At 62.4% G+C, this 26,237-nt stretch carries 22 protein-coding genes and 1 pseudogene; 16 read left to right on the top strand and 7 right to left on the bottom strand.

What is annotated here, in order from left to right; all coding sequences use genetic code 11:
* The first annotated feature begins 37 nt into the window (after nt 1-37).
* From AB4N82_RS26180 to AB4N82_RS26165, 4 genes are all read left to right on the top strand, one after another.
* Nucleotides 38-1,141 (top strand): polyamine ABC transporter substrate-binding protein, encoded by a 1,104-nt coding sequence (locus AB4N82_RS26180; protein ID WP_122753234.1) that lies wholly within the window; start codon nt 38-40, stop codon nt 1,139-1,141.
* Between the two features lie 44 nt (nt 1,142-1,185).
* The gene (locus AB4N82_RS26175; RefSeq protein WP_460103785.1) at nt 1,186-1,338 is read left to right on the top strand and encodes a hypothetical protein; all 153 of its coding nucleotides are present in this window, start codon (nt 1,186-1,188) and stop codon (nt 1,336-1,338) included.
* Between the two features lie 14 nt (nt 1,339-1,352).
* Nucleotides 1,353-1,673 (top strand): DUF3237 domain-containing protein, encoded by a 321-nt coding sequence (locus AB4N82_RS26170; RefSeq protein WP_460103783.1) that lies wholly within the window; start codon nt 1,353-1,355, stop codon nt 1,671-1,673.
* Between the two features lie 314 nt (nt 1,674-1,987).
* Entirely contained in the window at nt 1,988-2,311 is a 324-nt protein-coding gene (locus AB4N82_RS26165) for a hypothetical protein (protein ID WP_460103781.1), read from the top strand.
* A 183-nt stretch (nt 2,312-2,494) separates the two neighbouring features.
* Here the strand turns inward: AB4N82_RS26165 and AB4N82_RS26160 are convergent, their stop codons facing one another.
* Complete coding sequence (locus AB4N82_RS26160; protein WP_032891341.1) at nt 2,495-3,106, bottom strand: TetR/AcrR family transcriptional regulator; 612 nt, start codon at nt 3,104-3,106, stop codon at nt 2,495-2,497.
* Between the two features lie 95 nt (nt 3,107-3,201).
* Nucleotides 3,202-4,943, bottom strand: a pseudogene (locus AB4N82_RS26155) (sigma 54-interacting transcriptional regulator).
* A gap of 269 nt (nt 4,944-5,212) precedes the next feature.
* Here AB4N82_RS26155 and AB4N82_RS26150 point away from each other — a divergent pair.
* The 3 genes from AB4N82_RS26150 to AB4N82_RS26140 all read left to right on the top strand — a co-directional run bounded on the left by AB4N82_RS26150 (nt 5,213) and on the right by AB4N82_RS26140 (nt 8,529).
* On the top strand, nt 5,213-6,688 hold the full coding sequence (locus AB4N82_RS26150; RefSeq protein ID WP_122753237.1) for a benzaldehyde dehydrogenase: 1,476 nt from the start codon (nt 5,213-5,215) through the stop codon (nt 6,686-6,688).
* A gap of 44 nt (nt 6,689-6,732) precedes the next feature.
* Nucleotides 6,733-7,500: a coniferyl-alcohol dehydrogenase gene (locus tag AB4N82_RS26145; RefSeq protein ID WP_122765077.1), complete on the top strand. Its 768-nt coding sequence runs from the start codon at nt 6,733-6,735 to the stop codon at nt 7,498-7,500.
* An 81-nt stretch (nt 7,501-7,581) separates the two neighbouring features.
* The gene (locus AB4N82_RS26140; protein ID WP_032891347.1) at nt 7,582-8,529 is read left to right on the top strand and encodes a SphA family protein; all 948 of its coding nucleotides are present in this window, start codon (nt 7,582-7,584) and stop codon (nt 8,527-8,529) included.
* Here the strand turns inward: AB4N82_RS26140 and mhpT are convergent.
* Nucleotides 8,507-9,739 carry a 3-(3-hydroxy-phenyl)propionate transporter MhpT gene (mhpT, locus tag AB4N82_RS26135; protein WP_032891349.1) on the bottom strand — a complete coding sequence of 411 codons (1,233 nt, stop codon included), beginning with the start codon at nt 9,737-9,739 and terminating at the stop codon, nt 8,507-8,509. The genes AB4N82_RS26140 and mhpT overlap by 23 nt on opposite strands.
* Before the next feature lie 309 nt (nt 9,740-10,048).
* Between mhpT and AB4N82_RS26130 the strand changes: the two genes are divergently transcribed.
* Complete coding sequence (locus AB4N82_RS26130) at nt 10,049-11,365, top strand: OprD family porin (protein ID WP_122765078.1); 1,317 nt, start codon at nt 10,049-10,051, stop codon at nt 11,363-11,365.
* A 9-nt stretch (nt 11,366-11,374) separates the two neighbouring features.
* On the opposite strand, the gene AB4N82_RS26125 is transcribed toward AB4N82_RS26130, so the two are convergent.
* Entirely contained in the window at nt 11,375-11,860 is a 486-nt protein-coding gene (locus AB4N82_RS26125; protein WP_032891352.1) for a MarR family winged helix-turn-helix transcriptional regulator, read from the bottom strand.
* 188 nt (nt 11,861-12,048) lie between these two features.
* On the opposite strand from AB4N82_RS26125, the gene AB4N82_RS26120 reads away from it, so the two are divergent.
* The 6 genes from AB4N82_RS26120 (at nt 12,049) to AB4N82_RS26095 (ending at nt 20,083) form a co-directional block, all read left to right on the top strand.
* Nucleotides 12,049-12,879, top strand: a complete 831-nt coding sequence (locus AB4N82_RS26120) for a p-hydroxycinnamoyl CoA hydratase/lyase (protein ID WP_032891354.1) — start codon at nt 12,049-12,051, stop codon at nt 12,877-12,879.
* Between the two features lie 76 nt (nt 12,880-12,955).
* A complete protein-coding gene (locus AB4N82_RS26115) occupies nt 12,956-14,404 on the top strand; it encodes an aldehyde dehydrogenase (protein ID WP_032891356.1) in 1,449 nt (482 codons plus the stop codon).
* Between the two features lie 62 nt (nt 14,405-14,466).
* Nucleotides 14,467-16,341 carry a feruloyl-CoA synthase gene (locus tag AB4N82_RS26110; protein ID WP_122753240.1) on the top strand — a complete coding sequence of 625 codons (1,875 nt, stop codon included), beginning with the start codon at nt 14,467-14,469 and terminating at the stop codon, nt 16,339-16,341.
* A complete protein-coding gene (locus AB4N82_RS26105) occupies nt 16,338-17,579 on the top strand; it encodes a thiolase family protein (protein WP_122753241.1) in 1,242 nt (413 codons plus the stop codon). Before AB4N82_RS26110 ends, AB4N82_RS26105 begins: the two co-directional genes overlap by 4 nt.
* A 34-nt stretch (nt 17,580-17,613) precedes the next feature.
* Complete coding sequence (locus tag AB4N82_RS26100; RefSeq protein WP_122765080.1) at nt 17,614-19,314, top strand: acyl-CoA dehydrogenase family protein; 1,701 nt, start codon at nt 17,614-17,616, stop codon at nt 19,312-19,314.
* A gap of 55 nt (nt 19,315-19,369) precedes the next feature.
* On the top strand, nt 19,370-20,083 hold the full coding sequence (locus AB4N82_RS26095; RefSeq protein ID WP_095184855.1) for a GntR family transcriptional regulator: 714 nt from the start codon (nt 19,370-19,372) through the stop codon (nt 20,081-20,083).
* A 5-nt stretch (nt 20,084-20,088) separates the two neighbouring features.
* On the opposite strand, the gene AB4N82_RS26090 is transcribed toward AB4N82_RS26095, so the two are convergent.
* From AB4N82_RS26090 to AB4N82_RS26080, 3 genes are all read right to left on the bottom strand, one after another.
* A complete protein-coding gene (locus tag AB4N82_RS26090; RefSeq protein WP_032891362.1) occupies nt 20,089-21,039 on the bottom strand; it encodes a PDR/VanB family oxidoreductase in 951 nt (316 codons plus the stop codon).
* Nucleotides 21,040-21,068: 29 nt separating this feature from the next.
* Nucleotides 21,069-22,130, bottom strand: coding sequence for a Rieske 2Fe-2S domain-containing protein (locus AB4N82_RS26085; RefSeq protein ID WP_122765081.1), 1,062 nt, complete (start codon nt 22,128-22,130; stop codon nt 21,069-21,071).
* A 137-nt stretch (nt 22,131-22,267) separates the two neighbouring features.
* The gene (locus AB4N82_RS26080; protein WP_122765082.1) at nt 22,268-23,755 is read right to left on the bottom strand and encodes an aldehyde dehydrogenase family protein; all 1,488 of its coding nucleotides are present in this window, start codon (nt 23,753-23,755) and stop codon (nt 22,268-22,270) included.
* Nucleotides 23,756-24,017: 262 nt separating this feature from the next.
* Between AB4N82_RS26080 and AB4N82_RS26075 the strand changes: the two genes are divergently transcribed.
* Both AB4N82_RS26075 and AB4N82_RS26070 read left to right on the top strand, forming a co-directional pair.
* A complete protein-coding gene (locus tag AB4N82_RS26075) occupies nt 24,018-25,187 on the top strand; it encodes a p-hydroxyphenylacetate 3-hydroxylase oxygenase component (RefSeq protein WP_032891364.1) in 1,170 nt (389 codons plus the stop codon).
* Nucleotides 25,188-25,243: 56 nt separating this feature from the next.
* Nucleotides 25,244-26,176, top strand: a complete 933-nt coding sequence (locus AB4N82_RS26070) for a p-hydroxyphenylacetate 3-hydroxylase reductase component (RefSeq protein WP_122753245.1) — start codon at nt 25,244-25,246, stop codon at nt 26,174-26,176.
* Nucleotides 26,177-26,237 lie beyond the last annotated feature (61 nt).

Raw genomic sequence — 26,237 nt, 5'->3', positions numbered from 1 at the left:
GCCGCGAGCCATCGTGGCCGCGCTGGAGTGTTTAATCATGAACAGGTTTTTGCGTCACACCTTGCTGGGCACTGTCGCCTCCCTTCTGATCAGTGGCTTTTGCCTGGCGGAAGAACGGACCGTACGGATCTACAACTGGATCGAATACCTGCCGCCGGAAGTGCTCAAGAGCTTCCAGGAAGAAACCGGTATTCGCCCGATTTATGACGTGTTCGACAGCGCCGAAACCATGGAGTCCAAGCTGCTGACGGGCAACTCCGGGTACGACGTGGTCTTCCCCGGCACTGCCAACCTGGGGCACCTGATCACCGCCGGTGCCGTCCAGCCCCTGGACCGCAAGCAGTTGCCGAACTGGGAGCACCTGGACCCGCAATTCATGCAGTCCCTGGAAGCAGTGGGTGACACTGGCAATCGCTACGCCGCACCTTACCTGTGGGGCACCACGCTGATCGGCTACAACGTCGATAAGGTGCGCAAGGCCCTGGGGCCCGACGTAAAGATTGACACCTGGGACATCATCTTCAAGGAAGAAAACCTCGCCAAACTCGCCACTTGCGGCGTGGGTTTCCTCGACGCAGGCAACGAAATCGTGCCCATCGCCTTGCACTACAAGGGCCTGGACCCCAACAGCCAGAAGCGCGAGGACTATGCGCAGGCCCAGGCGGCGATGATGAAAATCCGTCCCTACATCACCTATTTCAACTCATCGCGCTACGGCATGGACCTGGCCAACGGTGATATCTGCGTCGGCGTGGGCTGGTCCGGTGGCGTCGCGCTGGCCAAGCAATTGGCGGATGCCGCCGGCAAGGGCGTCAAGGTCGAGATGGCCTTGCCCAAGGAAGGCGCGCCGATGTGGTCGGACGTGATGATGATCCCGGCCAATGCCCCCGACGTGGCCGAGGCCCATGCGTTCATCAATTACATCCTGCGTCCGGAAGTGATTGCCCGCATCAGCAACAAGATCGGCTACCCCAACCCGAACAAGGACGCCACTGCACTGGTAGACGCCAATATCCGCGACAACCCCAACATGTATGTGCCGGAGCAAGTGCGTAAGACGTTGTTTGCCCTGGAGCCGATTCCGCCTGCGATCGAGCGAATCCGTACGCGCACCTGGACCAACATCAAGACCAACCGCTGATCCCCTGCGACCCGGTGCGTGCGCGCCGGGTTTGGAGTTGTGCCATGAGTGAGCATTTGGACTTGATGGACGTTGCGCCTAATTTGCAGCGCGTGCTGACGTTGCGCGTGGCCATAGGGCGTGGGGTGATGCTGGGCGACAGTGTTGACGGTTTGCGCTGCAACTACCCGATTGTGGGGGGGATTTCGAGGGGGTAGGTATTCGCGGTCAGGTGCTGGCGGGCGGCGAGGATTTGTTTGTTCTGCGCCCGGATGGGCTGGGTCAACTGGACGCTCGCTATAGCCTCAGGACTGATCAGGGAGAGCTGATTAATCTGCGTAATCGGGGGGTTCTGAACATGACGGAGTATGGGCGTCAGTTGGAGCGTGAGGGGCAGTGGCCGATTCCAGAGACGGAGTATCGGTGTACCTGCACGCCGGTGTTTCAGGTGCCGAAGGGGCGGTTGGATTGGCTTGGGCGTGCGAGTTTTATTGGGTTGGTGCATTACCCCAGTGCTGATCAGGTGGTGGTTCGGTGTTATCGGTTTTACTGAGGGCGCTTGGTTCAGTGATGTGCGGGCTCTGTCCGGGGTACCGAGTTCGAGCGCGATGGCGGTTTGTCGGTGTACATATCCGTTATTTGGGTAACGGCGGCTATGGGTTCCGCTCTTACAGCGGGTCACTTTTTGAAGAGCGCAAAAAGTAACCAAAAACGCTTCGCCCCAACACTCGGCACCTCGCCTAGGCTCGGTGTGCCCTCACTCCGGCTTGAATCCGTGGGCCGCCGCGATGGGCCATCCATGGCCCAGCGCGGCTAACCCGGCGTCCTGCCGGGTTACCCACGGATTCAAGCCTGCGTTCGGCCAGCGTGTTTGATGGGGCGCCCAAGATCACAATCAAAAGCGCAGATCAAAAGACCGCTGACTTCGTCAGCGAAGAGGATGTAAGGGCCGGATCAAAAACAGGGCAAAAGCAGGGCAAAAGCAGGGCAAAAGCAGGGCAAAAGCAGGGCAAAAGCAGGGCAAAAGCAGGGCAAAAGCAGGGCAAAAGCAGGGCAAAAGCAGGGCAAAAGCAGGGCAAAAGCAGGGCAAAAGCAGAGCAAAAGCAGGCTGATACCTATCTGATACATGGGGATCAAAATGTGGGAGGGGGCTTGCTCCCGATGGCGGTGTGTCAGCCAACAGAGCTGTAACTGACCCACCGCCATCGGGAGCAAGCCCCCTCCCACACGTTTACCCGAGGACACGAGACAAAAATCCGGTCGGCTCTAAGGCCGTTGCGCACCCCAGCGCGGGACAAGCCCGCTCACCACAGAGTGAGGCGTCAGCCTGTAAGAATCGTGCAGATAACCATGCTCATGGGGGCAACCCCTCAGTCAGGCCTGCATGCCATAAAACACCAGCTCCGTAATACGCCTGACCTGCGTGGAGTGCGCTTCTATATCCGGGTGTTCCTGATTCACCAGTCTGAACAGTTGCAGGTGTGAGTAATCGTTCAGTAAAAACGCAGCCATTTCCACGTCCAGTTGCGGGCGTAGCTTGCCGGCCAGTTGCAGTTCGCGCAGCAGTTGGCTGATCTCAGCCCTGAGTGCGTCGTTCATCGCGCGATAGCCGGCGGGGAGTTCGTTGGTGCCGCCGAACAGGATCAGTGGCAGCAATTCCCGCCACAGGCTGGGGTGCATGACTTCCAGGGCGTAGCCGGTCAGCAGCCGCTCAAGGTGGCACAGCGCGTCAACCGGATCTTCGATTTCCTGGATCAGGCGGCGAGTGTCGGTGATCGCGCGTTGATCAGCGTGGTGCAGGATTTCCAGGATGATTTCCTGTTTGTTGCCGAAATACTTGAACACCGTGGGCGCCGATACGCCAGCCTGGCTGGCGATCTGTTCGATGGTGGTGTTCTGGAAACCCTGGCGCTCAAACAGTTCGATGGCCGCCTTGCTGATGGCTTGTCGGCGTTCGGCTTTCTGACGTTCACGCAGTCCGGTCACGGGTGCTCCTGGTCACGATTCAAAGGGGGCTCGGTACCCGTGCAAAATACTTAATCGGATAAAACATTTAAAGCACTCATTTTCAGGCAATCCCTTCAAGGCTGTTGCCGCTGGTGCTTCTTCAACCGATAGGCAAACTGAGCACGGCTAAGCCCCACGAGTCTGGCGGCGGCGGCGAGGTTGCCGGCGTTCTGTTGCAGCGCTTCGGTGATCAGGCGTGATTCAAGGCCCTCGATGGAAAACCCCTGGTCCAACTGCCCAAGGGTGTCCAGCAGTGCTGGTCGCTGCAAAGGTGCGGTGTTTGACAGGCTGCCATGGTCGTCCAGGCCGTACGGATCCGCCGGCAGTGGCTCGTTGCGAAACAGGTGCACCAAGTCGATGGCCTGGCCTTCGTCGCTGGCGATCAGGCCGCGTTCGATCAGGTTTTGCAGTTCGCGCACGTTGCCTGCGAAGTCGTAGCGCAGCAGGACTTTAAGGGCGCGCATGGTCAGGCCCACGGGTGTACGGGCGTACTCCTGGCAGAAACGGGTGAGGAACGCGTTGATCAACAGCGGGATATCATCGCGGCGTTCACGCAACGGCGGCAGGGCGATGGGGTAGACATTCAGCCGGTATAACAGGTCTTCGCGAAAGGTGCCGTCAGCCACCGCTTTGCGCAGATCGATATTGGTGGCGGCCACTACCCGCACATCCACCGTGATGCCGCGTATGCCTCCGACGCGTTCGATCTCGCGCTCCTGCAATGCCCGCAGCAGTTTGCTTTGCCCGGCCAGGCTGAGGCTGGTAATTTCATCCAGAAACAACGTGCCGCCCTGGGCCCGTTCAAAACGCCCGGGCCGTGAGTGGGTGGCGCCGGTGTACGCGCCGCGTTCAACCCCGAAGAGTTCAGCCTCGATCAGGTTGTCCGGGATGGCCGCGCAATTGAGCGCCACAAACGGGCTGTCGTGGCGACGGCTGAGTTGATGTAACTGGCGCGCAAACATTTCCTTGCCCACGCCGGACTCCCCGCTGATCAGCACGGTGGCGGGCGTCTGCGCGACGCGTTGCAGGGCCTGCATTGCTGCGTTGAACGCGGCACTGGCGCCCACCAAAGGTCGGGGCGCGCTGGTGCTTGCAAGGCGGTCTACCGGGCTGTGGCGCGCACAGGCGTCGGCGGTGTGGGTGACGGTCGAGGACACGTTCAGGTAGCGCAAGTCCTGCTCAACATCACCCCATTGTTCGGCGGTCTTGCCGATCACCCGGCAACTGCTGTGGCCCATGCCTCGGCACTCTACTTCGCGAAAGATCACCAGTTGCCCGAACAGACCACTGACAAAACCGATGGCGTAGCCGGTCTCCGTCCAGCACACAGGGTCCTGGCCGATGCCGTAGGCGCCCACATGCTCATCGGCCTCGCAGGAGTGGTGCCAGAGAAACTCGCCTTCATAAAAGCCCGAGTCGGCGTCGAACTTGAAATGTAGCGGCTCGACCTTGGTCATGCCTTCCAGGGTGTGCAGGTGCGTCCCGGCACGAAACACCGCAGCGGCATCAGCGTTTGGCCAGCGCTCGCGGATCAGCCGGGCATCCCGCGCTCCGGAGGCATAGCCGGTACGGGTGAACAGACCGCGCGCCTGCTCCAGCCCCAGACGCTCGATGACTTCCTGCGCAGGGCGCCGAACGAGGAACTGTGCAGCAGCAGCATGCGTTGGTCGTTGAGCCAGATCCTTCCGTCTTCGGGAGAAAAAAACAGGCAGTCGGTCAGTTCCGCAGGCGTCGGCGAGCTGCTGTCGCTGAGGTGGCGACTGTCGCCGCGCGGATGATAGGGCGCGGTGGCTGGCGCGCTGTGGGGGTTAGTCATTGTTATGCCCCTGCAAAGCGAATGAACGATATGAGTAACTGCTCAGATAGTTACTAAACATAACCTTATCAATTGAACAAGTGCCAGGCCCCTGGTTTTTGCGGCCGATGGGCGAGTGGTCAATGGGCGGCACGTGTCAGGCCCCGGTCCAGAGCCCTCGGCGGTTTATGTCTGCGTCAGCACGTGCAAGCGGCACAGCCTTTGCTCAAGGCCAAATGCGGCGTTTGCACTCGTGCAGGCGATGACAATTACAAGAACCGGGAGTTGCCATGTCAGTGTCTGAAACCACCCACCTGTTACAGCGGGCCCTTGAGTCCGAATGCCTGTTTAACGGCGATTGGATACCCGCTTCGGGATCCGTGAGCCCCGTGATCGAACCCGCCACCGGCGAGCCGCTGCTGCGCTGCGCTATGGCCAGCCCGGCCGATGTCGCCCTGGCCAGTCGCAGCGCGGCCCTGGCCCAACCGGCGTGGGCCGCACTCGGTCCACGGGAGCGCGCCGAGGTGTTTCGCAAGGCGGCCGACGTCGCCGAGCAGTCTTTCGCCGAACTGGCGCTGTACGTCGCGCGGGAAACCGGGGGCGCGCTGTTCAAGGGCGAACACGAAGTGCGCGAGGCGATTGTGCTGCTGCATCAGGCGGCGGGCTTGTTGTCTCAACCCCACGGAGTGGTGCTGCCCAGTGCGGCGGGGCGATTGTCCTATGCTCGGCGCCAGCCCCATGGCGTGGTTGGGGTAATTTCACCGTTCAATTTCCCGCTGATACTGTCACTGCGCTCGGTGGCGCCGGCCTTGGCGGCGGGCAATGCGGTGGTGCTCAAGCCTGACCCACAGACGCCGGTCAGCGGTGGTTTTCTCATTGCCCGACTCTTCGAAGAAGCAGGCTTGCCCAAGGGCCTGCTGCACGTGTTGCCCGGCGACGCGGCGGCCGGTGAGGCGCTGTGCCGCGACCCCAATGTGCGGATGATCGCGTTTACGGGCTCCACGGCGGCGGGGCGCAAAGTCGCCGAGGTGGCCGGTCGGCACCTGAAAAAAGTCGCGCTGGAACTGGGCGGCAAGAACCCGTTGATTATTCTCGAAGACGCCAACCTCGACCTGGCCGCAAGCAATGCCGCCTGGGGCGCCTGGCTGCATCAAGGGCAAATCTGTATGGCGACCGGGTTGATTCTGGTCCATGAATCCATCGCCGCCAGCCTGACGCGCAAGTTGGTGGAAAAGGCCCGGGCGCTCACCGTGGGCAACGCCGCCCGGGGTGAGGCCGCGCTCGGCCCATTGATCAATCAACGCCAATTGCAGCGCGTGCACGAGATAGTCAGCGACAGCCTGCAAGCCGGCGCGCGGTTGGAAGCGGGCGGCGAATACGACCGGTTGTTCTACCAGCCCACCGTGCTCAGTGGCGTACGTCCGGGCATGCGCGCCTTTGAGGACGAAGTGTTCGGCCCAGTGGCCACGGTGGTCAGTTTTGCCACGGACGAGGAGGCCATCGAATTGGCCAACCGCACCGAGTACGGGCTTTCGGCGGCGATCATTTCACCCTCGGTGGGGCGCGCCATGGCCATTGGCGAACGACTTGATTGCGGCCTGCTGCACATCAACGACCAGACCGTGGCGGACGAATGCATCAACCCCTTCGGCGGGCGCGGCGCCTCGGGCAATGGCGGCAGTGTGGGTGGGCCGGCCGACTGGGACGAGTACACCCAGTGGCAATGGGTCACCGTAAAAAACACGCCGCCGACCTATCCCTTCTGAGCCCCGGCTCGCGCATGCCTATACAACAATAAGAGGGCTTGACCATGAACCTGTACCGCAAAACCTTGATCGTGACCGGCGTGGCGTCGGGCATTGGTGCGGAAGTCGCGCGATTGGCGCGCTTCCAGGGCGCCACGGTGATCGGCATCGATCGCCATGAACCGCAGTTGACGCTTGATGGCTTTTTCCATGCCGACTTGAGCGATCCCACCAGCATCGATGCGCTGGTGGCGCGCCTGCCGCAGCAGGTCGATGCCCTGTGCAACATTGCCGGCGTGCCCGGTACGGCGCCGATGCAAACGGTGGCCGAGGTCAATTACCTGGGCCTGCGCCATCTGACTCAAGCGCTGCTGCCGCGCATGCCGGCGGGCGGCAGCATCGTCAATGTCGCTTCGGTACTCGGTGCGCAGTGGCCGCAGCGGTTGGCGCTGCACAAGGCGCTGGCGGCGACCGAATGTTTCAGGGCCGGGCAGCAGTGGCTGGCCGCCAATCCGGTGGAGCAGGGCACCTGTTATCAGTATTTCAAAGAGGCGCTGATCGTCTGGAGCCTGCAGCAATCCCAAGGATGGTTTCGCGATCATTCGGTACGCATCAACTGCGTCGCGCCGGGGCCGGTGTTCACCCCGATTCTGGGGGATTTCGTCAGCATGCTCGGCCCGGAACGGGTGGCCCAGGACAGCCAGCGCATGACGCGTCCCGCCCTGGCCGATGAGGTGGCGTCGGTGATTGCCTTCCTCTGTTCGGACGCTGCGCGATGGATCAATGGGGTCAATCTGCCGGTGGACGGCGGGTTGGCGGCCACCTACGTGTAGGCGCTGCAACCGCGTTAAACCCCGGGGCGGATCCACCGCGCCGGGGGTCTTGAACAACAACAAAAATACAGGACATACAAGATGCTCAAGCCAATCTTGCGGACCGTTGCGGCCTCAACATTTGTCGCACTGTCATCGACTGCACACGCTTACGACCTGCCCGGACTCAACCTGGGCAGCACCAGTTTCTACGATGGCTCGCCAGCGCCTGCCGGACCCGGTTGGTACCTGGAGGAATACCTGACGTACTCGCGCGCCAGCCGCTTCAATGACGCCAACGGCAACAAGCTGGCGCTGCCCAAGCAGGACGTGGAAGTGGTGGCGCCGACCACGCAGATCATCTACGTCGGCCAACCCCTGGCCAATGGTGCGATGCCCGGATTCACCGTGATCAACACGTCCCTGGCCCATGTGGATGTGGACGATGGTTTGAATAACGCGGCACTGAGTTCGCGGGCAGGCTTTGGCGACGTGGTCGTCGGCCCCTTCCTGCAACTGCCGACCCTGAACCGCGCCGATGGCAGCCCGCTGTTGACCCAGCGGGTCGAAGTCGATGTGGCGATCCCGGTAGGTGCCTACGATCGCAAGCGCTCGATCAACCCTGGCAGCAACTTCTGGTCATTCAACCCGTATTACGCGGCGACCTACTGGTTCAACCCGAAGTGGTCGGCGAGCGGGCGCTTCATGTACCTGTGGAATGGCAAGAATGACCAACCATCGGCCAGTTTTGGCGATGTCTCCGACACCCAGGCGGGGCAGGCGCTGCATGCCAACCTGACGTTGCAATACGCAATCGACCAGCAGTTGAGCGTGGGCTTGAATGGCTATTGGTTGAAGCAGATCACCGACACCGAGGTAGAGGGGCATGCGGTGAGTGGTCGGCGGGAAAAGGTCTGGGCCATTGGCCCGGGCCTGGTGTACGCGTTCAACAAGGAGAATGTCCTGTCGGTGAACGCGTACTTTGAGCAGGAGGCGCAGAACCGCACCCAGGGCAATAAGCTGGTGCTTAACTGGCTGCACCAGTTCTAGACGTGGAGGTGCCGGGCAGGTTCAGTGGCGCCGCACGCACCATCACGCTGATGATGGTCAGTGCGGCGATCACCACGCCGGGGGAGGTCGCCAGCAGCACGCCGGCGGTACCGGCGCCTGCCGCAAGGAGTTGCCCGGCCGCCAGTGGCCCGGCCACCGAGCCCAGACGGCCGATGGCCACGGCCGCACCCACGCCGGTGGCGCGCACTGCCGTGGGGTAGGAGGGCGGGGCGCTGGCATACAGCACCAATTGCGCAGCCATCACGAACAACCCGGCAGCGAAACCCGCGACGGCCATGGGCACGATGCCCACCGACAGGCCGACACCGGCCAGCGCCGCCAGCAACCCGGCGTACACAAACAGCACCACTTTGAGCGCGTTGCAACGGTCCAGCAGCACGCCACCGAGCAGTGAACCGAGGGCGCCGCCGATATTGAAGAGCATCTGCACCATGCCCGCCTGGGGTTTGCTGAAACCCTGTTCCAGCAACAGTGAAGGCAGCCAGTTAAGCAACATGTACATCACGGTCAGGGTGAAGAAGTAACTGAGCCACAGCGCCAGTGTGGTGCGGGCGCGACCCTCGCCGAACAGTGCCTGGCCCGTGGATGGGCGGGCGCCTGGCGTGTGGTCGACCTGTTGGCGAAAGACGTTGGATTCGGGCAGCAGCAGGATCATCAATGGCACGGCCAGCAGCGGCGCCAGGCCGCCGATGATAAAGGTGGTCTGCCAGTGTTCACTGGAAAACATCGCCACCACGGCGGCCAATGCACCCCCCAGCGGTACACCGCAGTACATGACACTGATGGCGGTGCCGCGATTGCGCTCGCTCACCGCTTCGGCACACAGCGCAATCAGGTTGGGCAACGCGGCGCCCAGGCCCAGGCCGGTGAGAAAACGCACCAGCAACAGGCTTGAGTAGCTCTGTACAAATGCCGTGCTCAAGGAGAACAGCCCAAACAGCAGCACTGCGATCACCAGGATTTTCTTGCGGCCGATACGGTCGGCGATCCATCCGCCAAAAAACGCTCCCGGCAGCAGGCCGATGATCCCGACACTGAATACCCAGCCGAGCATTTTCGGGTCAAGGGCAAAACTGTTGCGCAGCCCGGCAGCGGTGGTGCCGGCCGCCTGTAGATCGAAACCCTCGATCAGCGCAACGATAAAACACAAAGCGATCGTCAGCGTCGAACGACGCGATGAACTGTTCATGGGCAAACCTCGTTGTTGTTTTTGTTTTGGTGGCGAGCCTGACCGGCTGCTGGAAATTAAGATAACAAATATAACTATAAAAAGAAGGGTGCCGGGCCCCAGTCTAAAATCATGACGCAAGCCGTCTAACGCAGGTGTTTGAGATTAACGTCAGTCGAAAATATGAAAATAGATAGGTTTATTAATGTTCGATTATCGGTCAGTGGCGGTTGACGAAGGGCTCCAGCTGTTTCCATTCTCTGTCCGCGAAGCCCACTGGGCCACGCCTGTGCCACCCCCAAAAACAACAACAAAAAATGGACATCGAACATGCCAAAACTCCCCACGGACGCCGTCGCGGCGGCCTGCTGTGTGTCGAACAGCACTCCATGCCTGATCAGTGCACTGCTGATGTTCAGCATCCTGCCCACTCCGCTGTGGGCGGCGGGGTTCATCGACGACAGCCACGGCACCCTGACGCTGCGCAATTACTACCTGGATCGTGACTACAAGGACGACGGCGCCAAGACCGCCGCGCGAGAATGGGCCCAGGCGTTCATGCTCAACCTGGAGTCTGGGTACACCCCTGGCGTCGTAGGCTTTGGCCTGGATGTGCGTGGGCTGATGGGGATCAAACTCGACTCGTCGCCGGACCGCAGCGGCACCGAGCTATTGCCGGTGTCGGCCAGCGACAAGCGTGCCGCTGATGAATACTCACGCCTGGCGCCCACCGCCAAATTGCGGTTTGCACAAACCACGGTGAAGGCCGGTGACGTTTCAATCTTCCTGCCATTCGCCTTCGCCAGCCCGTCCCGCCTGCTGCCCCAGACCTTTCGCGGCACCACCTTGAGCTCCAAGGACATCGACGGGCTGACCCTGAACACGGGCTATATCGACCGTATCAACAAGCGTGATTCCACTGACTACCAGGCTATGACCATCGCATCGCCCAACCGGCGGTTCAATGCGACGGCGACCACCTCACACCTGGCGTATGTCGGCGGGGATTACCAGGTCAATAAAGACCTCAGCCTGCGCGTCTATCACTCCCAAGTGGCGGACCTTTACCAGCAGGACACCCTGGCGTTGCTGCACAACCTGCCGGTGGGCGATGGGGTATTCACCAGCGACCTGCGCAGTTTCTTCAGCCGCGAGGACGGCAGTGCCAAGGCTGGGGACGTGGATAACCGTAACCTCTCGGCGCTGTTTGCCTACCGCCTGGGTGGGCACCGCGTCAGCCTGGGTTACATGCATTCCAGCGGCGACACTGCCACGCCCTATATCTCCGGCACGGAGCTGATGGGCATGAGCGAACTGACCATGAGTTCGGATTTTCTCAACGCCAAGGAGCGCACCTGGCAGGCCATTTACGACTATGACTTTGCCGCATCCGGCATGCCGGGCCTGAAGGGCCGGCTGCGTTATGTGCGCGGCGATAACATCGAGTTGGCGGCGTTCAATGCCGAGGACCGCAAGGAGCGCGAGTTCCAGATGGAGTTGGGTTACGTGATCCAAAGCGGCCCGCTGAAGAACGTCGGGCTGATGGCACGCAAGTCGATCTACCGCAACGACTTCCCAGGCGGCGCGGCCTTTCGCGATGAAAACCAGACCCGCTTCCTGGTGCTCTACACCGTGGCGCTGTGGTAGATCGCGGGATCAGTCCTGATACACCTTCTTGAGCAAACGCAGCAGCTCTGCACGTTCCTCGACGTCCAGGGCTGCGGTGGCGTCCAGGTCGCTCTGCGCGGCAATGTCCTTGAGGGACTTGAGCAGGATTTCGCCCGGTTTGCTCAGGAAAATCCCATAAGAGCGCTTGTCGGGTTTGCAGCGCACGCGCACGGCGAGGGCGCGGCTTTCCAGCTTGTTCAGCAACGGCACGACCTGGGGCGGTTCGATGGCCAGGGCGCGGGCGAGGTCGGCCTGCATCAGGCCGGGGTTTTGCTCGATGATCGCCAGGGCCGAGAACTGTGCGGGGCGCAGGTCGTGGTCGGACAGTCGGCCGATCAGGTTCTGGAACAGCTTGAGCTGGGCGCGGCGCATGGCATAACCGATCAGATCGTCCAGGGCTGAATCCAGCGGCGGCTGTACCTCGTCATGGTCGGGCAGGGCCTGGCTGGTGGCGATGTTGGAAGGCTTGGCCATTAGCAGTGCAATCCTCAGAAGGTAGCGGTTAACAAGGATATCTAGTTTGCCGGGGTTGGCGCGCTGTGGCTACGACGGTTTTTCACAGCTGTTAAATATTGGTTACTCAGATTAATAGTTAATTGACATAACTATATTTGCGGTTTAATTTCGAATCATCTTCAAACCCAGAACAAGAGCACACCGCCATGAGCAATTACGAAGGCCGCTGGACCACCGTCAAGGTTGAGATTGAGGAAGGCATCGCGTGGGTCATTCTCAATCGCCCCGAAAAGCGCAACGCCATGAGCCCGACCCTGAACCGGGAAATGATCGACGTGCTGGAAACCCTGGAACAGGATCCCGCCGCCGGTGTGCTGGTGCTGACCGGAGCCGGTGAGGCCTGGACCGCCGGCATGGACCTCAAGGAATACTTCCGCGAAGTGGACGCCGGCCCGGAAATCCTCCAGGAAAAAATCCGCCGCGAAGCCTCCCAATGGCAATGGAAACTGCTGCGCATGTACGCCAAGCCGACCATCGCCATGGTCAACGGCTGGTGCTTCGGCGGCGGCTTCAGCCCTCTGGTAGCGTGCGACTTGGCGATCTGCGCCGACGAAGCCACCTTCGGCCTCTCGGAAATCAACTGGGGCATCCCGCCTGGAAACCTGGTCAGCAAGGCCATGGCCGACACCGTGGGCCATCGCCAATCGCTGTACTACATCATGACCGGCAAAACCTTTGGCGGGCAGAAAGCCGCTGAAATGGGCCTGGTCAACGAAAGCGTGCCCCTGGCGCAACTGCGTGAAGTCACCATTGACCTGGCGCGCAACCTGCTGGAGAAAAACCCGGTGGTGCTGCGTGCCGCCAAGCATGGCTTCAAGCGTTGCCGCGAGCTGACCTGGGAGCAGAACGAAGATTACCTTTACGCCAAGCTCGACCAATCGCGCCTGCTCGACACCGAAGGCGGTCGCGAGCAGGGCATGAAGCAATTCCTCGACGACAAGAGCATCAAGCCTGGTCTGCAGGCGTATAAGCGCTGAAGGATGCGGCCTGCGGGCCGCACCGTTTTACCCTGCTTGAACGTATTCCCGATAAAGACAATAAAGAGGAATCACCATGCTGGACGTGCCCCTGTTGATCGGCGGCCAGTCGTGCCCCGCGCGCGACGGTCGAACCTTTGAGCGTCGCAACCCGGTGACCGGTGAAGTGGTCTCGCGGGTCGCCGCTGCCACTCTGGAAGATGCTGACGCCGCCGTGGCCGCTGCCCAAACTGCGTTCCCCGCGTGGGCGGCGCTGGCGCCCAACGAACGCCGTACCCGGCTGCTCAAGGCTGCCGAGCAGTTGCAGGCGCGCAGCGACGAATTTATCGCGGCCGCCGGCGAGACCGGCGCCATGGCCAACTGGTATGGCTTTAACGTGCGCCTGGCGGCCAATATCCTGCGCGAAGCGGCTTCGATGACTACCCAGATCACCGGCGACGTGATCCCTTCCGATGTGCCTGGCAGCTTCGCCATGGCCCTGCGTCAGCCCTGCGGCGTGGTGCTGGGCATCGCGCCGTGGAATGCTCCGGTGATCCTCGCTACCCGCGCCATTGCCATGCCGCTCGCCTGCGGCAATACCGTAGTGCTCAAAGCCTCGGAACTGAGCCCGGCAGTGCACCGCCTGATCGGCCAGGTGCTGCAGGACGCCGGCCTGGGCGATGGCGTGGTCAACGTCATCAGCAACGCCCCGGCGGATGCGGCGGCAATTGTCGAACGGCTGATCGCCAACCCGGCGGTGCGTCGGGTCAACTTCACCGGCTCGACCCATGTCGGGCGGATCGTCGGTGAACTCTCGGCCCGTCACCTCAAGCCGGCCTTGCTGGAACTGGGCGGCAAGGCGCCGTTGCTGGTGCTGGACGACGCCGACCTGGACGCCGCCGTATCGGCAGCAGCCTTTGGCGCCTACTTCAACCAAGGGCAGATCTGCATGTCCACCGAGCGCCTGATTGTCGACGCCAAGGTCGCCGATGCCTTTGTCGCCAAGCTGGCGGCCAAGGTCGCGACCCTGCGCGCCGGTGATCCCACGGCGGCGGACTCGGTACTGGGTTCCTTGGTGGACGCCAGCGCCGGTACGCGCATCAAGGCCCTGATCGACGATGCGCTGGGCAAAGGCGCGCGGCTGGTGGCCGGAGGGCAACTGGACGGCAGCATCCTGCAACCGACGCTGATCGATGGCGTTACCGAAGACATGCGTTTGTACCGCGAAGAGTCCTTCGGTCCGGTGGCGGTGCTGTTGCGTGGTGACGGCGACGAAGCCTTGCTGCGCCTCGCCAACGATTCGGAATTCGGCCTGTCGGCGGCGATTTTCAGCCGTGACACCGGCCGTGCCCTGGCCCTGGCACAGCGGGTCGAATCGGGCATTTGCCATATCAACGGCCCGACCGTACACGACGAGGCGCAGATGCCCTTCGGTGGGGTCAAGTCCAGCGGCTACGGCAGTTTTGGCGGCAAGGCGTCCATTGAACACTTCACGCAATTGCGCTGGGTGACCTTGCAAAACGGGCCACGGCACTACCCGATCTGAGCAGGCGCTGCGACATAACAATAACAAGGCGGCGTTGATTCGCCTTGATGGAGGACGTCCTTGTGAGTTCCGAATTCAGACCGCAACCCCAGTCCGCGTCGCGATACCGCGAAGTGTCCATCGGCCACGCACCGGTGCAGGTCACCGAAGAGCAGGGCGTGCTGCATATGCGTTCCCTGGAGCCGTTGGCCGAGTTGCCTGCGCGCTTGCTCGATCGCCTTGTGCATTGGGCCCGGGTGCGCCCCGAGCAGACGTTTATCGCCGCACGCCAGGGCGGTGGTGACTGGCGCCGCGTGAGCTACAGGGAGATGCTCGACAGCGTGCGCTCTATTGCCCAAGGCCTGTTGAGTTACGGACTGTCGGCGGACAAGCCGCTGGCATTGTTGTCGGGCAACGATATCGAGCATTTGCAGGTGGCGCTGGGCGCCATGTATGCCGGTATTCCGTATTGCCCGGTATCGCCCGCGTATTCGCTGCTGTCCCAGGATTTCGCCAAGCTGCGGCATGTGTGTGGCCTGCTGCAACCGGGGCTGGTGTTCGTCAGCGATGCGGCCGCCTACCAGCGCGCAATCGAGGCGGTGTTGCCCGCCGAAACGCCGTTGATCAGTGTGCGCGGTGAAGTGCCTGGGCGCACTCGGGTGAGCTTCGACAGCCTGCTTCAAACGCCGAGTGGCGCCGAGGCTGAAGCGGCGTTTGACGCCACCGGCCCGGACAGCATTGCCAAGTTCCTCTTCACTTCGGGCTCGACCAAACTGCCCAAGGCGGTGATCACCACTCAACGGATGCTCTGCGCCAACCAGCAAATGCTGTTGCAGACCTTTCCGGTGTTCGGCGAGGAACCGCCGGTGCTGGTGGACTGGCTACCGTGGAATCACACCTTTGGCGGCAGCCACAACGTCGGCATCGTGCTCTATAACGGCGGCACTTTTTACCTCGACGACGGCAAACCCACGGTCCAGGGCTTTGCCGAGACCCTGCGCAACCTCAAGGAAATTTCGCCAACGGCCTACCTGACCGTTCCCAAAGGCTGGGAAGAACTGGTCAGCGCCCTGGAGCAGGATGCCGAGTTGCGCGAGCGCTTTTTTGCGCGGATGACACTGTTCTTCTTTGCCGCTGCGGGCCTGTCACAGAGCATCTGGGATCGCCTCGATCGCGTGGCCGAGCTGCATTGCGGTGAACGCATCCGCATGATGGCCGGGCTGGGCATGACCGAAGCCGCGCCGTCCTGCACGTTCACCACTGGGCCGTTGTCCATGGCCGGTTATATCGGCTTGCCCGCGCCGGGATGCGAAGTGCGACTGGTGCCGGTGGACGGCAAGTTCGAAGGGCGCTTTCGCGGGCCGCACATCATGCCGGGTTACTGGCGCGCGCCCGAGCAAACCGCCGAGGTGTTCGATGACCAGGGTTTCTACTGTTCCGGAGACGCGATCAAACTCGCCGATCCCCACCAGCCGCAATTGGGGCTGATGTTCGACGGGCGCATTGCCGAAGACTTCAAGCTGTCTTCCGGGGTGTTTGTCAGCGTTGGCCCGTTGCGCAATCGCGCGGTACTGGAAGGCTCGCCCTACGTGCAAGACCTGGTCATTGCCGCGCCGGACCGCGAATGCCTGGGGGCGCTGGTGTTCCCCAGAGCCTACGAATGCCGCCGTTTGGCGGGTTTGAGCGCCGACGCCAGCGACGCCCAGGTATTGGCCAGCGAGCCGGTGCGCCAATGGTTCGGCGATTGGTTGCAACGCCTTAATCGCGACGCCACCGGCAATGCCAGTCGCCTGGAATGGATTGCCGTGCTCGACGAACCCGCGTCCATCGACCGTGGGGAAATCACCGATAAAGGTTCGATCAACCAGCGGGCGGTACTGCAGTGGCGCGCGGCCAAGGTCGAGGCGTTGTATCGCGGTGAAGACCCCACCATCCTGCGCGCCGGGCCCAAGCCTTGAGCGGCGCAGGGCAGTATTCGGCATTTGCCGACGCGGCGATTTTCGAGGCGGTGCGCACGCCGTGGGTCGACCTCGGTGGTGCGCTGTCCCAGGTCTCGCCCATCGACCTGGGGATCAAGGTCGGCCGTGAAGTGCTGGCCCGGGCGGATATCGATCCGCAGGCGGTGGACAGCGTGTTGGCGGGTTCCATGGCCCAGGCCAGCTTCGATGCCTACTTGCTGCCACGGCATATCGGGTTGTACAGCGGTGTGGCGCAATCAGTCCCGGCGCTGGGGGTGCAGCGCATCTGCGCCACCGGTTTCGAGCTGTTGCGCCAGGCCGCTGAACAACTGCGCGACGAGGTGCAACTGGCCCTGTGCGTGGCGGCTGAATCCATGTCGCGCAATCCGATTGCTGCTTACACCCACCGGGGCGGGTTTCGCCTGGGAGGCGAGGTGCAATTCAAGGATTTTCTGTGGGAGGCACTGTACGACCCGGCTCCCGGCCTGGACATGATCGCCACCGCCGATAACCTGGCGCGCCGTTATGGCCTGAGCCGCGAGGCGGTGGACCGGTATGCCTGTGACAGCCATCAGCGTGCGTTGCAGGCGCAGCGTGAGGGGGCCTGGGCGCAAGAGATCGTCAGCGTCGATAACCAGGTGTTCGAACTTGACGGTTATCAACCCCGACGCCTCACCCTGGCACGTCGCGCCGCTGCGGTGACCGAGGACAGTCACCCACGGCCCACCGACCTTGCGGCACTCGCGCGTTTGCGCGCCGTGCATGCGGACGGCGTGCAGACCGCCGGTAATAGTTGTGCGGTGGTCGATGGTGCGGCGGCCGCGTTGGTGGGGCGCGCCTCAGACTGCACGCGCCCGGCCCTGGCCCGGTTGGTGGCCAGCGCGGTGGTCGGCGTGGCCCCCGAATTCATGGGCATCGGCCCGGCACCGGCGATCCGTCTGTTGCTGCACCGCAGCGGGTTGAACCTGAGCGATATCGGCCGTTTCGAGATCAACGAAGCGCAGTCGGCCCAGGTACTCGCTGTGGCCCAGGAGCTGGAGCTGGACAGCACCCGGCTCAACGTCCAGGGCGGCTCCCTTGCGCTGGGGCACCCTTTGGCTGCCAGCGGTCTGCGCCTGGTCATGAGCCTGGCCCGGCAACTGCGTCAGCACAACCTGCGCTACGGCATTGCTGCTGCGTGCGTGGGCGGCGGGCAGGGCATGGCGCTGCTGATCGAGAACCCTGACTGGCGCGCTTGAACACACACGTTTTATTCGATGATGAGGTGTCCCGATGTGGAGCTATGAGGCGCCCCTGCGCGATATGCAATTTGTCCTGGAGCATTGGCTGCAGGCGCCCTCTGCATGGCAGGCCTTGGACCTGTCCCTGGCGATGCAGGTGCTGGAGGAGGCTGCACGCTTCAGTCAGGGCGTGCTGGCGCCGCTGAACAGTCAAGGTGATCGTCAGGGCTGCCGTTGGCAGGCGGGGCAGGTCAGCACCCCGGATGGTTTTGTCGAGGCTTACCAGGCCTATGTGGACGGTGGCTGGCCAGGGCTGGCGTGCGCCGAGGCAGTGGGCGGGCAGGGCTTGCCGCAATTGCTCGACGCGGCGTTGCAAGAAATGCTCTACGCCAGCAACCACGCCTGGGCCATGTACACCGGCATCGCCCATGGCGCCTACCTGTGCCTCAAGACCCACGCCGAGCAGTGGTTGCAGGCGCGCTACTTGCCTGAAATCGTCAGCGGCCAGGCCTTGCCCACCATGTGCCTGACCGAGCCCCAGGCCGGCAGCGACGTCGGCTTGCTGCGCTGTCGCGCCGAACCCCAGGCGGATGGCAGTTATCGCCTGAGCGGCAGCAAGCTGTTTATCTCCGGTGGCGAGCACGACCTCACGGCCAACATCCTGCACCTGGTGCTGGCGCGCCTGCCCGATGCGCCGCCCGGCAGTCGCGGTATTTCCCTTTTTCTGGTGCCCAAGCGATTGGACGATGGCCACGTCAATGGCGTGCGCTGTGACGGCCTTGAGCACAAGATGGGCATCAAGGGCAGCGCCACCTGTTCGCTGACGTTCGAAGCTGCCCAGGGCTGGCTGATCGGCGAGGCCAATCGCGGCCTGGCGGCAATGTTTGTGATGATGAATTCGGCGCGCCTGCACGTGGGCCTGCAAGGCCTGGGGCATGCCGAGGCGGCGTGGCAGAACGCCCGCCAATACGCCGCCGAACGTGTGCAGATGCGCGCGCCGATCAGGCCTGAAGAAGTGGCGGCCCAGGCGGCCGATCCGATCTGCTATCACCCGGCCATGCGGCGTGTATTGCTGGAGCTGCGCACCACCAGCGAGGGCATGCGCGCTATCGGTTACTGGGCGGCGCACCTGCTGGATCGGGACGACCCATTGGCGCCGTTGCTGACCCCTATCATCAAGGCGTTTTTCACTGAACAGGGCTTCCGCCAGGCCAGCAATGCCTTGCAGGTCTTCGGCGGTTACGGTTACGTCGCCGAGTTCGCCATCGAGCAAACCTTGCGCGACAGTCGCATCGCGATGATCTACGAGGGTAGCAATGATATCCAGGCCAATGACCTGTTGCTGCGCAAGGTGCTTGGGGATGACGGTCGGGTGTTCGGCCTGCTGCTGGGCGAGTTGCGTGCAGAGGCCGGGCAGGGCAGCGAGTTCGTCGAATGCGCGGCCTTCTCCCGGGCACTTGGCAGCCTGTGCGATACCTTGGACACGGTGGTGAGTGCCATCCGTGAACGCTCCCTGGAAGACAGCGAATACCCGTATCGCGCTGCGCCGGATTTCCTCCAGCTGTGTGGCGTTGCGCTGCTGGCCTTTGCCTGGGCGCGGGCGGCACGGGTGTCCAGGGCATTGCCCGAAGGGGATCCGTTGCGCGCCGCCAAGCTGCAAAGCGCCGGGTTCTTTTTTGATTACCTGCCATCAAGGCTGGCCCAGCACTTGGGTGCGATAGACGGGGCGCGGGCGGCACTGGCATTCGTCTGACGGCGGCAGAGGCTTGCGGTACTATGGCGACCCACGTTTTCTGGAAGTTGCCTGGATGAGTAAGCCCGGTCAATTGGTGCTGGTTGCACTGCGCAAGATGATTGCCAGCGGGGAGTTGGCGGCGGGCGAGCGGCTGATGGAAATTCCCACGGCGCAGTTGTTCGGCGTGTCGCGCATGCCCGTGCGCATGGCCTTTCGTACCCTCGAACAAGAAGGACTGCTGGTGCCGTTTGGCGGGCGCGGCTATCAGGTGCGTTCGGTCAGCCCCAGCGACATTGCCGGCGCGGTTGAAGTGCGCGGCGTGCTCGAAGGCCTGGCCGCGCGTCAAACTGCGGAGCTTGGGTTATCCAACGAGGCCCGCGCCGCGCTGGAGCGCTGCCTGGTCGAGGGCGATCAACTGTTCGAAAAGGGCTACGTGACCGAAGACGACCTTGAGGTCTATCACGACCTGAACATGCGCTTTCACCAGGTCATCGTCGAAGGCAGCCACAACCCGGCGATCGCCGATGCCCTGGCGCGCAATGATCACTTGCCGTTCGCCTCGGTGACCGCGCTGGCGGTGGATCGCGAGGACATGGCCCGCGAGTACCGACGCTTCAACTATGCCCACATGCAGCATCACTCGGTCTTCGACGCCCTGGTCAATCGCCAGGGCGCACGGGCCGAAGCCATCATGCGCGAGCATGCCAACGCGACCCTGCGCTATGCCGAGATTTTCAGTTCAGCCACCGCCGACGCGCGCATGAAGGTGATCCTGCCCGCGTCGTAACCCGGTTAGATATCGAGTACCAGCAAGGGCGTTTTCGCCCGCGAACAGCAGGGCGTGAACTGATCATTCAGCGCCTGCTCCTGCTCGGTGAGAAACAGATCGCGGTGCTCCGGTATGCCTTCCAGCACACGGGTCAGGCAGGTGCCGCAAATCCCCTGTTCGCAGGACACCGCAATCTCGATACCGTGGCTTTCCAGGACCTGGACCACGGTCTTGTCGGCGGGAATTTCGAAGACCTGGCCGCTGCTGCCGAGCTTCACCGAAAAGCCGCCGTCGAGGCTGCTGTCCACCGGTGCCGCACTAAAGTATTCGCGGTGCAGGCAGTCTTCCTGCCAGCCCTGTGCGCGTGCGCTGTCGAGTACATGCTGCATGAACCCGCCAGGGCCGCAGACATACAGGTGTACGTCGTCAGCGGGCGCCGCCAGCACCTCGGCAGCATTCAAGGCCGTGTGCGGCTGCTCATCGAAATGCAGGAACACTCGCTCTGCAAACGGCGACGCCTTGAGTCGCTGCACAAACGCCGCACGCTCGCTGGCGCGGGCGCAGTAATGCAGTTCGAAGTCGGCCCCCGCATGGGCCAGGCGTTCGGCCATGCACAGGATCGGAGTGATGCCGATGCCACCGGCAAACAGCAGGCTGCGACGCGCATCGTGGACCAAGGGAAATAGGTTGCGGGGTTCGCTGATGGTCAGGTGTGCGCCCTCGTGAACCTGCTCGTGCAAGCTGCGCGAGCCACCCCGGGAGGTCGGGTCCTTGAGCACGCCGATCAGGTAGCGATGACGTTCTTCGGGGTGATTGCACAGGGAATATTGCCGGATCACCCCATCGGGCAGGTGCACGTCAATATGCGCGCCGGCACTGAAGGCCGGCAGCGGCTGGCCATCGACACTGGCCAGTTCATAGCTGCAAATGTCCTGGGCTTCGTTGTTACGGGATACCACCACCACATCGATCATGTTCAGTCCTCGCAAAGTTGTCGTGCTGTTCAGGCGGTGGTGGTGGCGATCAGTTGCGGTTCGAGGGCGCGTTCCTTGGCAATCAGTCGCTCCAGGATCTTGCGTGACTGCACGCCACCCGCGTCGATATTCAACTTGAGCAGGTTGCGCTGCGGATGGGCCAGCAGGTTCTGTTGCTGGCGTTCGAGCATTTCCAGGTCTTCGCTGAAAATCTTGCCCTGGCCCTCGCGAATGCTTGCGGTCAGTGCCTCATCGTGGGGGTTGAAGTTGCGCGCCATGCCCCAGAAGTACCAGATCGAGGTCTCGGTTTGCGGGGTGATGAAGTCGACCACAATGCTCGCAGCCTTATGCTCGGGGGCGGCGTTATAGCCACCCTTGCCGGCGTGGGCCACGCCGACTTCGATCAGCACATGGCTGGGCGGGGTGAAGCGGCAGATCTGCCAGCGGTCTACCGGCACATCGTCGGCCAGGTTGTTGCCACGCAAGGCCATGCGCCAGAACGGCGGGGCCATGATGTTTTCCATGTGCCGGGCAGTGACGACCTCATCGCCGTCCACCGTGGTCATGGGCGGCGCTTCGTCGATTTCCTTCTGGCCGATGCTGGAGGCGTGCACGTAGGTTTCGTGGGTCAGGTCCATCAGGTTGTCGATCATCAGGCGGTAGTCGCACTGGATGTCAAACAGCCCGCCGCCATAGGCCCATTGGTCACTCACGGCCCATTCCAAGTGGTGGATCAGCGCCGGGTCGGCCTGGGCCTGATCGCCGGGCCACACCCAAATGAAGCCGTAGCGTTCAACCGCGGCAAAGGTTTTGTTGCACGGAAAGCCGCGTACCCGCTGACCGGGCATTTCCACGGTCTTGCCGTCGCCGCCCATGACAAGGCCGTGGTAGCCGCAGACCAGGTTGCCGTTCTCGACATAACCCAGCGACAGCGGCGCACCGCGATGGGGGCAGAAGTCCTCGACCGCCATCACGGCGCCTTCCTGGCCACGATAAAACACCATTTTTTCGCCGCAGATCTGACGACCCAGGGGCTTGTGCGCGATTTCATCGGGGGTGCAGGCGACATACCACGTGTTCTTGGGGTACATGATGACTCTCCAGGCAACGGATTATTTTTATTTAATGGATCCATTAAATGGGCCGTAGGATGGAGAGTCAATCTTGTATTGATATTTTGTTGGGCGATTATCGGTCGATATGCTCCAGTGGATCCAATAAAGAGTTTTCAGTAACGAATCATCACTGACTTCAGCTCGGTGTAATCCTCGATAAAGGCGCCGCCAAACTCACGACCCACACCTGAGGATTTGTTGCCGCCAAACGGCACCGCCGGGTCGAGCATCGTGTGCATGTTCACCCACACCGTGCCGGCCTCGATGGCGGGCACCATGCGCAGGGCCTTGCCCAAGTCGTTGGTCCAGAGGCTGGCGCTCAAGCCGTAGGGCGTGTTGTTCATCAAGGCCAGCAGTTCTTCTTCGCTGTCGTACGGCAAGAACGTGGCAATGGGGCCGAAGGTCTCTTCGTTGAGCAGGGTGTCGTTGACGTTGTTGGCGAGGATGATCGTCGGTTCGACGTAACAGCCAGGACGGTCGATCAGGTTGCCCCCGTGAATGATGCTGTTGTTTTCGGCGCGGGCTTTGGCGAAAAACTCGCCGAGTTTCAGTTGATGCTGGCGGTTGGTGACCGGGCCGAATTCGGTGCGCTCATCCAGGGGCGAGCCGATGTTCAGCGCGCTCAGGCGCTGGGCCAGTTTGCCCATGACTGCTTCGATCTGCGAACGGTGCACAAAGAAGCGTTCGGCGGCGGCGCAGATTTGCCCGGAGTGCAAAAAGCCCGCTTCGATGATGCCGTTGACGGCCTTGTCCAGGTCCACATCGCGCAGGAACCCGGCCGAGTTTTTCCCGCCCAGCTCAAGGGTGGCCCGGGTCAGTCCGGCGCCCATGGCACTCTGGCCCACCGCAATCCCGGTCGGCACGGAGCCGGTGAACGACACCTTGTCGGTGCCGGGGTGTTCGATCAGGCCTTTGCCTACGCTGCCGCCACCGGTCAATACGTTCAGCGCACCGGCGGGAAGGCCGGCGTCAATCGCCAGCTCGGCGATGCGCAGGATGGTCAGCGGCGTGAACTCGCTGGGCTTGATGATGATGCTGCAACCGGTTACCAGCGCCGAGGCGAGTTTCCAGATGGCGATCATGGTCGAGAAGTTCCACGGCACGATGCCGACCACCACCCCGACCGGCTCGCGCAGGGTGAACGCGGTGTAGCGCTCGCCGGCGAAGGAGGGCAGCGACGGGGTGATGGTCTGGCCGCTGATCTTGGTAGCCCAGCCGGCGTAGTAACGCAGGAAATGCGCGGCCTGGTCGACTTCGAAAGCACGGGAAATCTGGATGATCTTCCCCGACTGGCAGGTTTCGATCTGTGCCAGTTCTTCGCGGTGTTGCTCCAGCAGGTCGGCCAGTTTGAGCAGTACATTGCCGCGCACCGCCGGTGCGACCTGCGACCACTGCTTGAAGCCTCGGCTCGCCGACGCCACGGCTGCGTCGATGTCGGCCGGGTCGGCGTCGGCGACATCGGCGATGACCTGGCCGGTCGCCGGGTTGATCACCTCCAACCGCCGGCTCGAATGGCTCTCGACGTAGCCACCATCGATGAACAACGTATGGTTTCGACGGAGGAAGGCTTCAACCTGGGGCAGCAGTGGAATATCGCTCATGGGTTTTTCCTGGTGGCAGACATTGAAAAGCCCGAGGTTAATTGCAGTGGCCGGAACGGGCTTGACTCTGGCTGCCGAGTGGCATGTCTGTGGCTGCCAACACCTGTGCGCGACGGATCAGTCTGAGCCTTTGAAAAGTACAATCTTGACTCTGGAAGGTGCATGTTCGGCCGGCAAACTGCGCTCCATACTGGCCCTGCATCCGGCGCCACGCCTCGCTTTTTGGGGTTGCCCGGACATCCAATAATAAGCAGGGCCATCCATGAAAAAGCCAAACCCGCTCCTCGAAGATCTCAAGTCCGTCTTGCCGACCATTGCCGCCAATGCCTTCCAGGCCGAGCAGGATCGCAAGGTGCCCGCCGAGAATATTGCGCTGCTCAAAGGCATCGGCCTGCACCGTGCGTTCCAGCCCAAGGCGTTCGGTGGCATGGAGTTGTCGCTGCCACAGTTTGCCGACTGCATCGCGTTGCTCGCCGGAGCCTGCGCCAGCACGGCCTGGGCCATGAGCCTGCTGTGTACGCACAGCCATCAACTGGCACTGTTTTCTGCCCAGTTGCAGCAGGAAGTCTGGGGTTTGGACCCGAATGCCACGGCCAGCAGCAGTATCGCGCCGTTCGGTCGCACCGAAGAGGTTGAGGGTGGCGTGCTGTTCAGCGGTGAGATGGGTTGGAGCAGCGGCTGCGATCACGCCGAATGGGCGATTGTCGGGTTCCGTCGGCCCAATGCCGAGGGCACTCAGGATTACTGCTTTGCGGTGCTGCCGCGCAGTGACTATCAGATCCGCGATGACTGGTTCGCGGCGGGCATGAAAGGCAGCGGCACCAAGACCTTGATCATCGACAAGGCCAGGGTGCCGGAGCACCGTATCCAGAAGGCCAAGGACATGATGGAAGGCAAGTCCGCAGGCTTCGGCTTGTACCCCGACAGCAAGGTGTTCTACTCGCCGTATCGCCCCTATTTCGCCAGCGGTTTTTCCACTGTGAGCCTGGGCGTCGCCGAGCGGATGCTGGAAGTGTTCCGCGAAAAGACCAAGACGCGAGTGCGCGCCTACACCGGTGCCGCAGTCGGTGCCGCCACCCCGGCGCTGATGCGGCTGGCCGAGTCGACGCACCAGGTGGGTGCCGCGCGAGCGTTCCTGGAAAAGACCTGGGCCGAACACGCCGAGCACAGTGAGCAGCAACGCTACCCAAGCCGCGAAACCCTGGCGTTCTGGCGCACCAACCAAGCCTACGCCACCAAGATGTGCATCCAGGCGGTGGACCGCCTGTTCGAAGCCGCTGGCGGCAATGCCTGGTTTGAACATAACGAGATGCAGCGCCTGTTCCGCGATTCGCACATGACCGGCGCCCATGCCTACACCGACTACGACGTCTGTGCACAGATCCTCGGGCGTGAGCTGATGGGCCTGGAGCCCGATCCGAGCATGATCTGAACCCGCTTTTGAAAACAACAATAGGGGCTGCGCATGACGCAGTCCGGGAGTCTTGCATGTCTGAATCGACCTTCGATCCACGGGCCTTTCGCCGCGCCCTGGGCAACTTCGCCACGGGCGTCACCGTGGTCACCGCCGCTGACGCCTGCGGGCGCAAGGTGGGCGTTACCGCCAACAGTTTCAATTCGGTGTCCCTTGACCCACCGCTGGTGCTCTGGAGCATCGACAAACGCTCCAACAGCCATGAGGTGTTCGAGCAGGCCAGCCATTTCGCCGTCAACGTGCTGGCGGCGGACCAGATCGACCTGTCGAACAATTTTGCGCGGCCCAAGGACGATCGCTTCGCTGAGATCGAATACGAACCGGGAGAGGGTGGCGCGCCAGTATTTGCCGATTGTGCGGCGCGCTTTCACTGCGAGAACTACCAACAAGTGGACGGCGGCGATCACTGGATCATGATCGGCAAGGTGGTGGCCTTCGACGATTTTGGCCGTGCGCCGCTGCTCTACCATCAGGGCGCCTATTCCATGGTCTTGCCCCATACCCGCATGACCAAGCGTGACGAAAGCCAGCCGCCGAGCAGCCATTTCCAGGGGCGCCTGCGCCACAACCTCTACTACTTGATGACCCAGGCGGTGCGCGCCTACCAATCCAGCTACCAACCCCGACAGCTGTCCACCGGCCTGCGCACCAACGAGGCGCGGATGTTGATGGTGCTGGAGAACGACGCCCGCCTGAGCCCCGGCGACCTGCTGCGGGAAGTCGCGATGCCGGTGCGGGAAATCGACGACGCGGTGGCCAACCTCAAGCGCAAGGGGTTGGTGGATGATGATGAGCAGGGCGTGCATCTGACCGCTGCCGGTGTCGAGCAAACCGAAGATCTGTGGGCGATTGCACGGGAGCAGCAGGAAAAGGTGTTTGCCGAGTTCAGCCAAGCTCAGGTCGAAACGTTCAAGGCCGTGCTTAAGCAGTTGATCAGCCAATGCTGATGGGCGGGTGAGTGTAAGCCGATCTGAAATGTTGCAGGGCTGGCGCTATAGGTGGTGAGCC

This window comes from Pseudomonas sp. H1_D04 (assembly GCF_054683855.1).
Note: the sequence above shows the minus strand (reverse complement) of the source record. Positions and strands in the feature narration are given on the sequence as shown.

Excerpts from the sequence above, each read along its gene's own strand:
- AB4N82_RS26180 (WP_122753234.1), top strand. The coding sequence starts at position 38 with ATGAACAGGTTTTTGCGTCACACCTTGCTGGGCACTGTCGCCTCCCTT.
- AB4N82_RS26175 (WP_460103785.1), top strand. The coding sequence starts at position 1,186 with ATGAGTGAGCATTTGGACTTGATGGACGTTGCGCCTAATTTGCAGCGC.
- AB4N82_RS26150 (WP_122753237.1), top strand. The coding sequence starts at position 5,213 with ATGTCAGTGTCTGAAACCACCCACCTGTTACAGCGGGCCCTTGAGTCC.
- AB4N82_RS26145 (WP_122765077.1), top strand. The coding sequence starts at position 6,733 with ATGAACCTGTACCGCAAAACCTTGATCGTGACCGGCGTGGCGTCGGGC.
- AB4N82_RS26140 (WP_032891347.1), top strand. The coding sequence starts at position 7,582 with ATGCTCAAGCCAATCTTGCGGACCGTTGCGGCCTCAACATTTGTCGCA.
- mhpT (WP_032891349.1), bottom strand. The coding sequence starts at position 9,739 with ATGAACAGTTCATCGCGTCGTTCGACGCTGACGATCGCTTTGTGTTTT.
- AB4N82_RS26130 (WP_122765078.1), top strand. The coding sequence starts at position 10,049 with ATGCCAAAACTCCCCACGGACGCCGTCGCGGCGGCCTGCTGTGTGTCG.
- AB4N82_RS26125 (WP_032891352.1), bottom strand. The coding sequence starts at position 11,860 with ATGGCCAAGCCTTCCAACATCGCCACCAGCCAGGCCCTGCCCGACCAT.
- AB4N82_RS26120 (WP_032891354.1), top strand. The coding sequence starts at position 12,049 with ATGAGCAATTACGAAGGCCGCTGGACCACCGTCAAGGTTGAGATTGAG.
- AB4N82_RS26115 (WP_032891356.1), top strand. The coding sequence starts at position 12,956 with ATGCTGGACGTGCCCCTGTTGATCGGCGGCCAGTCGTGCCCCGCGCGC.
- AB4N82_RS26100 (WP_122765080.1), top strand. The coding sequence starts at position 17,614 with ATGTGGAGCTATGAGGCGCCCCTGCGCGATATGCAATTTGTCCTGGAG.
- AB4N82_RS26095 (WP_095184855.1), top strand. The coding sequence starts at position 19,370 with ATGAGTAAGCCCGGTCAATTGGTGCTGGTTGCACTGCGCAAGATGATT.
- AB4N82_RS26090 (WP_032891362.1), bottom strand. The coding sequence starts at position 21,039 with ATGATCGATGTGGTGGTGGTATCCCGTAACAACGAAGCCCAGGACATT.
- AB4N82_RS26085 (WP_122765081.1), bottom strand. The coding sequence starts at position 22,130 with ATGTACCCCAAGAACACGTGGTATGTCGCCTGCACCCCCGATGAAATC.
- AB4N82_RS26080 (WP_122765082.1), bottom strand. The coding sequence starts at position 23,755 with ATGAGCGATATTCCACTGCTGCCCCAGGTTGAAGCCTTCCTCCGTCGA.
- AB4N82_RS26075 (WP_032891364.1), top strand. The coding sequence starts at position 24,018 with ATGAAAAAGCCAAACCCGCTCCTCGAAGATCTCAAGTCCGTCTTGCCG.
- AB4N82_RS26070 (WP_122753245.1), top strand. The coding sequence starts at position 25,244 with ATGTCTGAATCGACCTTCGATCCACGGGCCTTTCGCCGCGCCCTGGGC.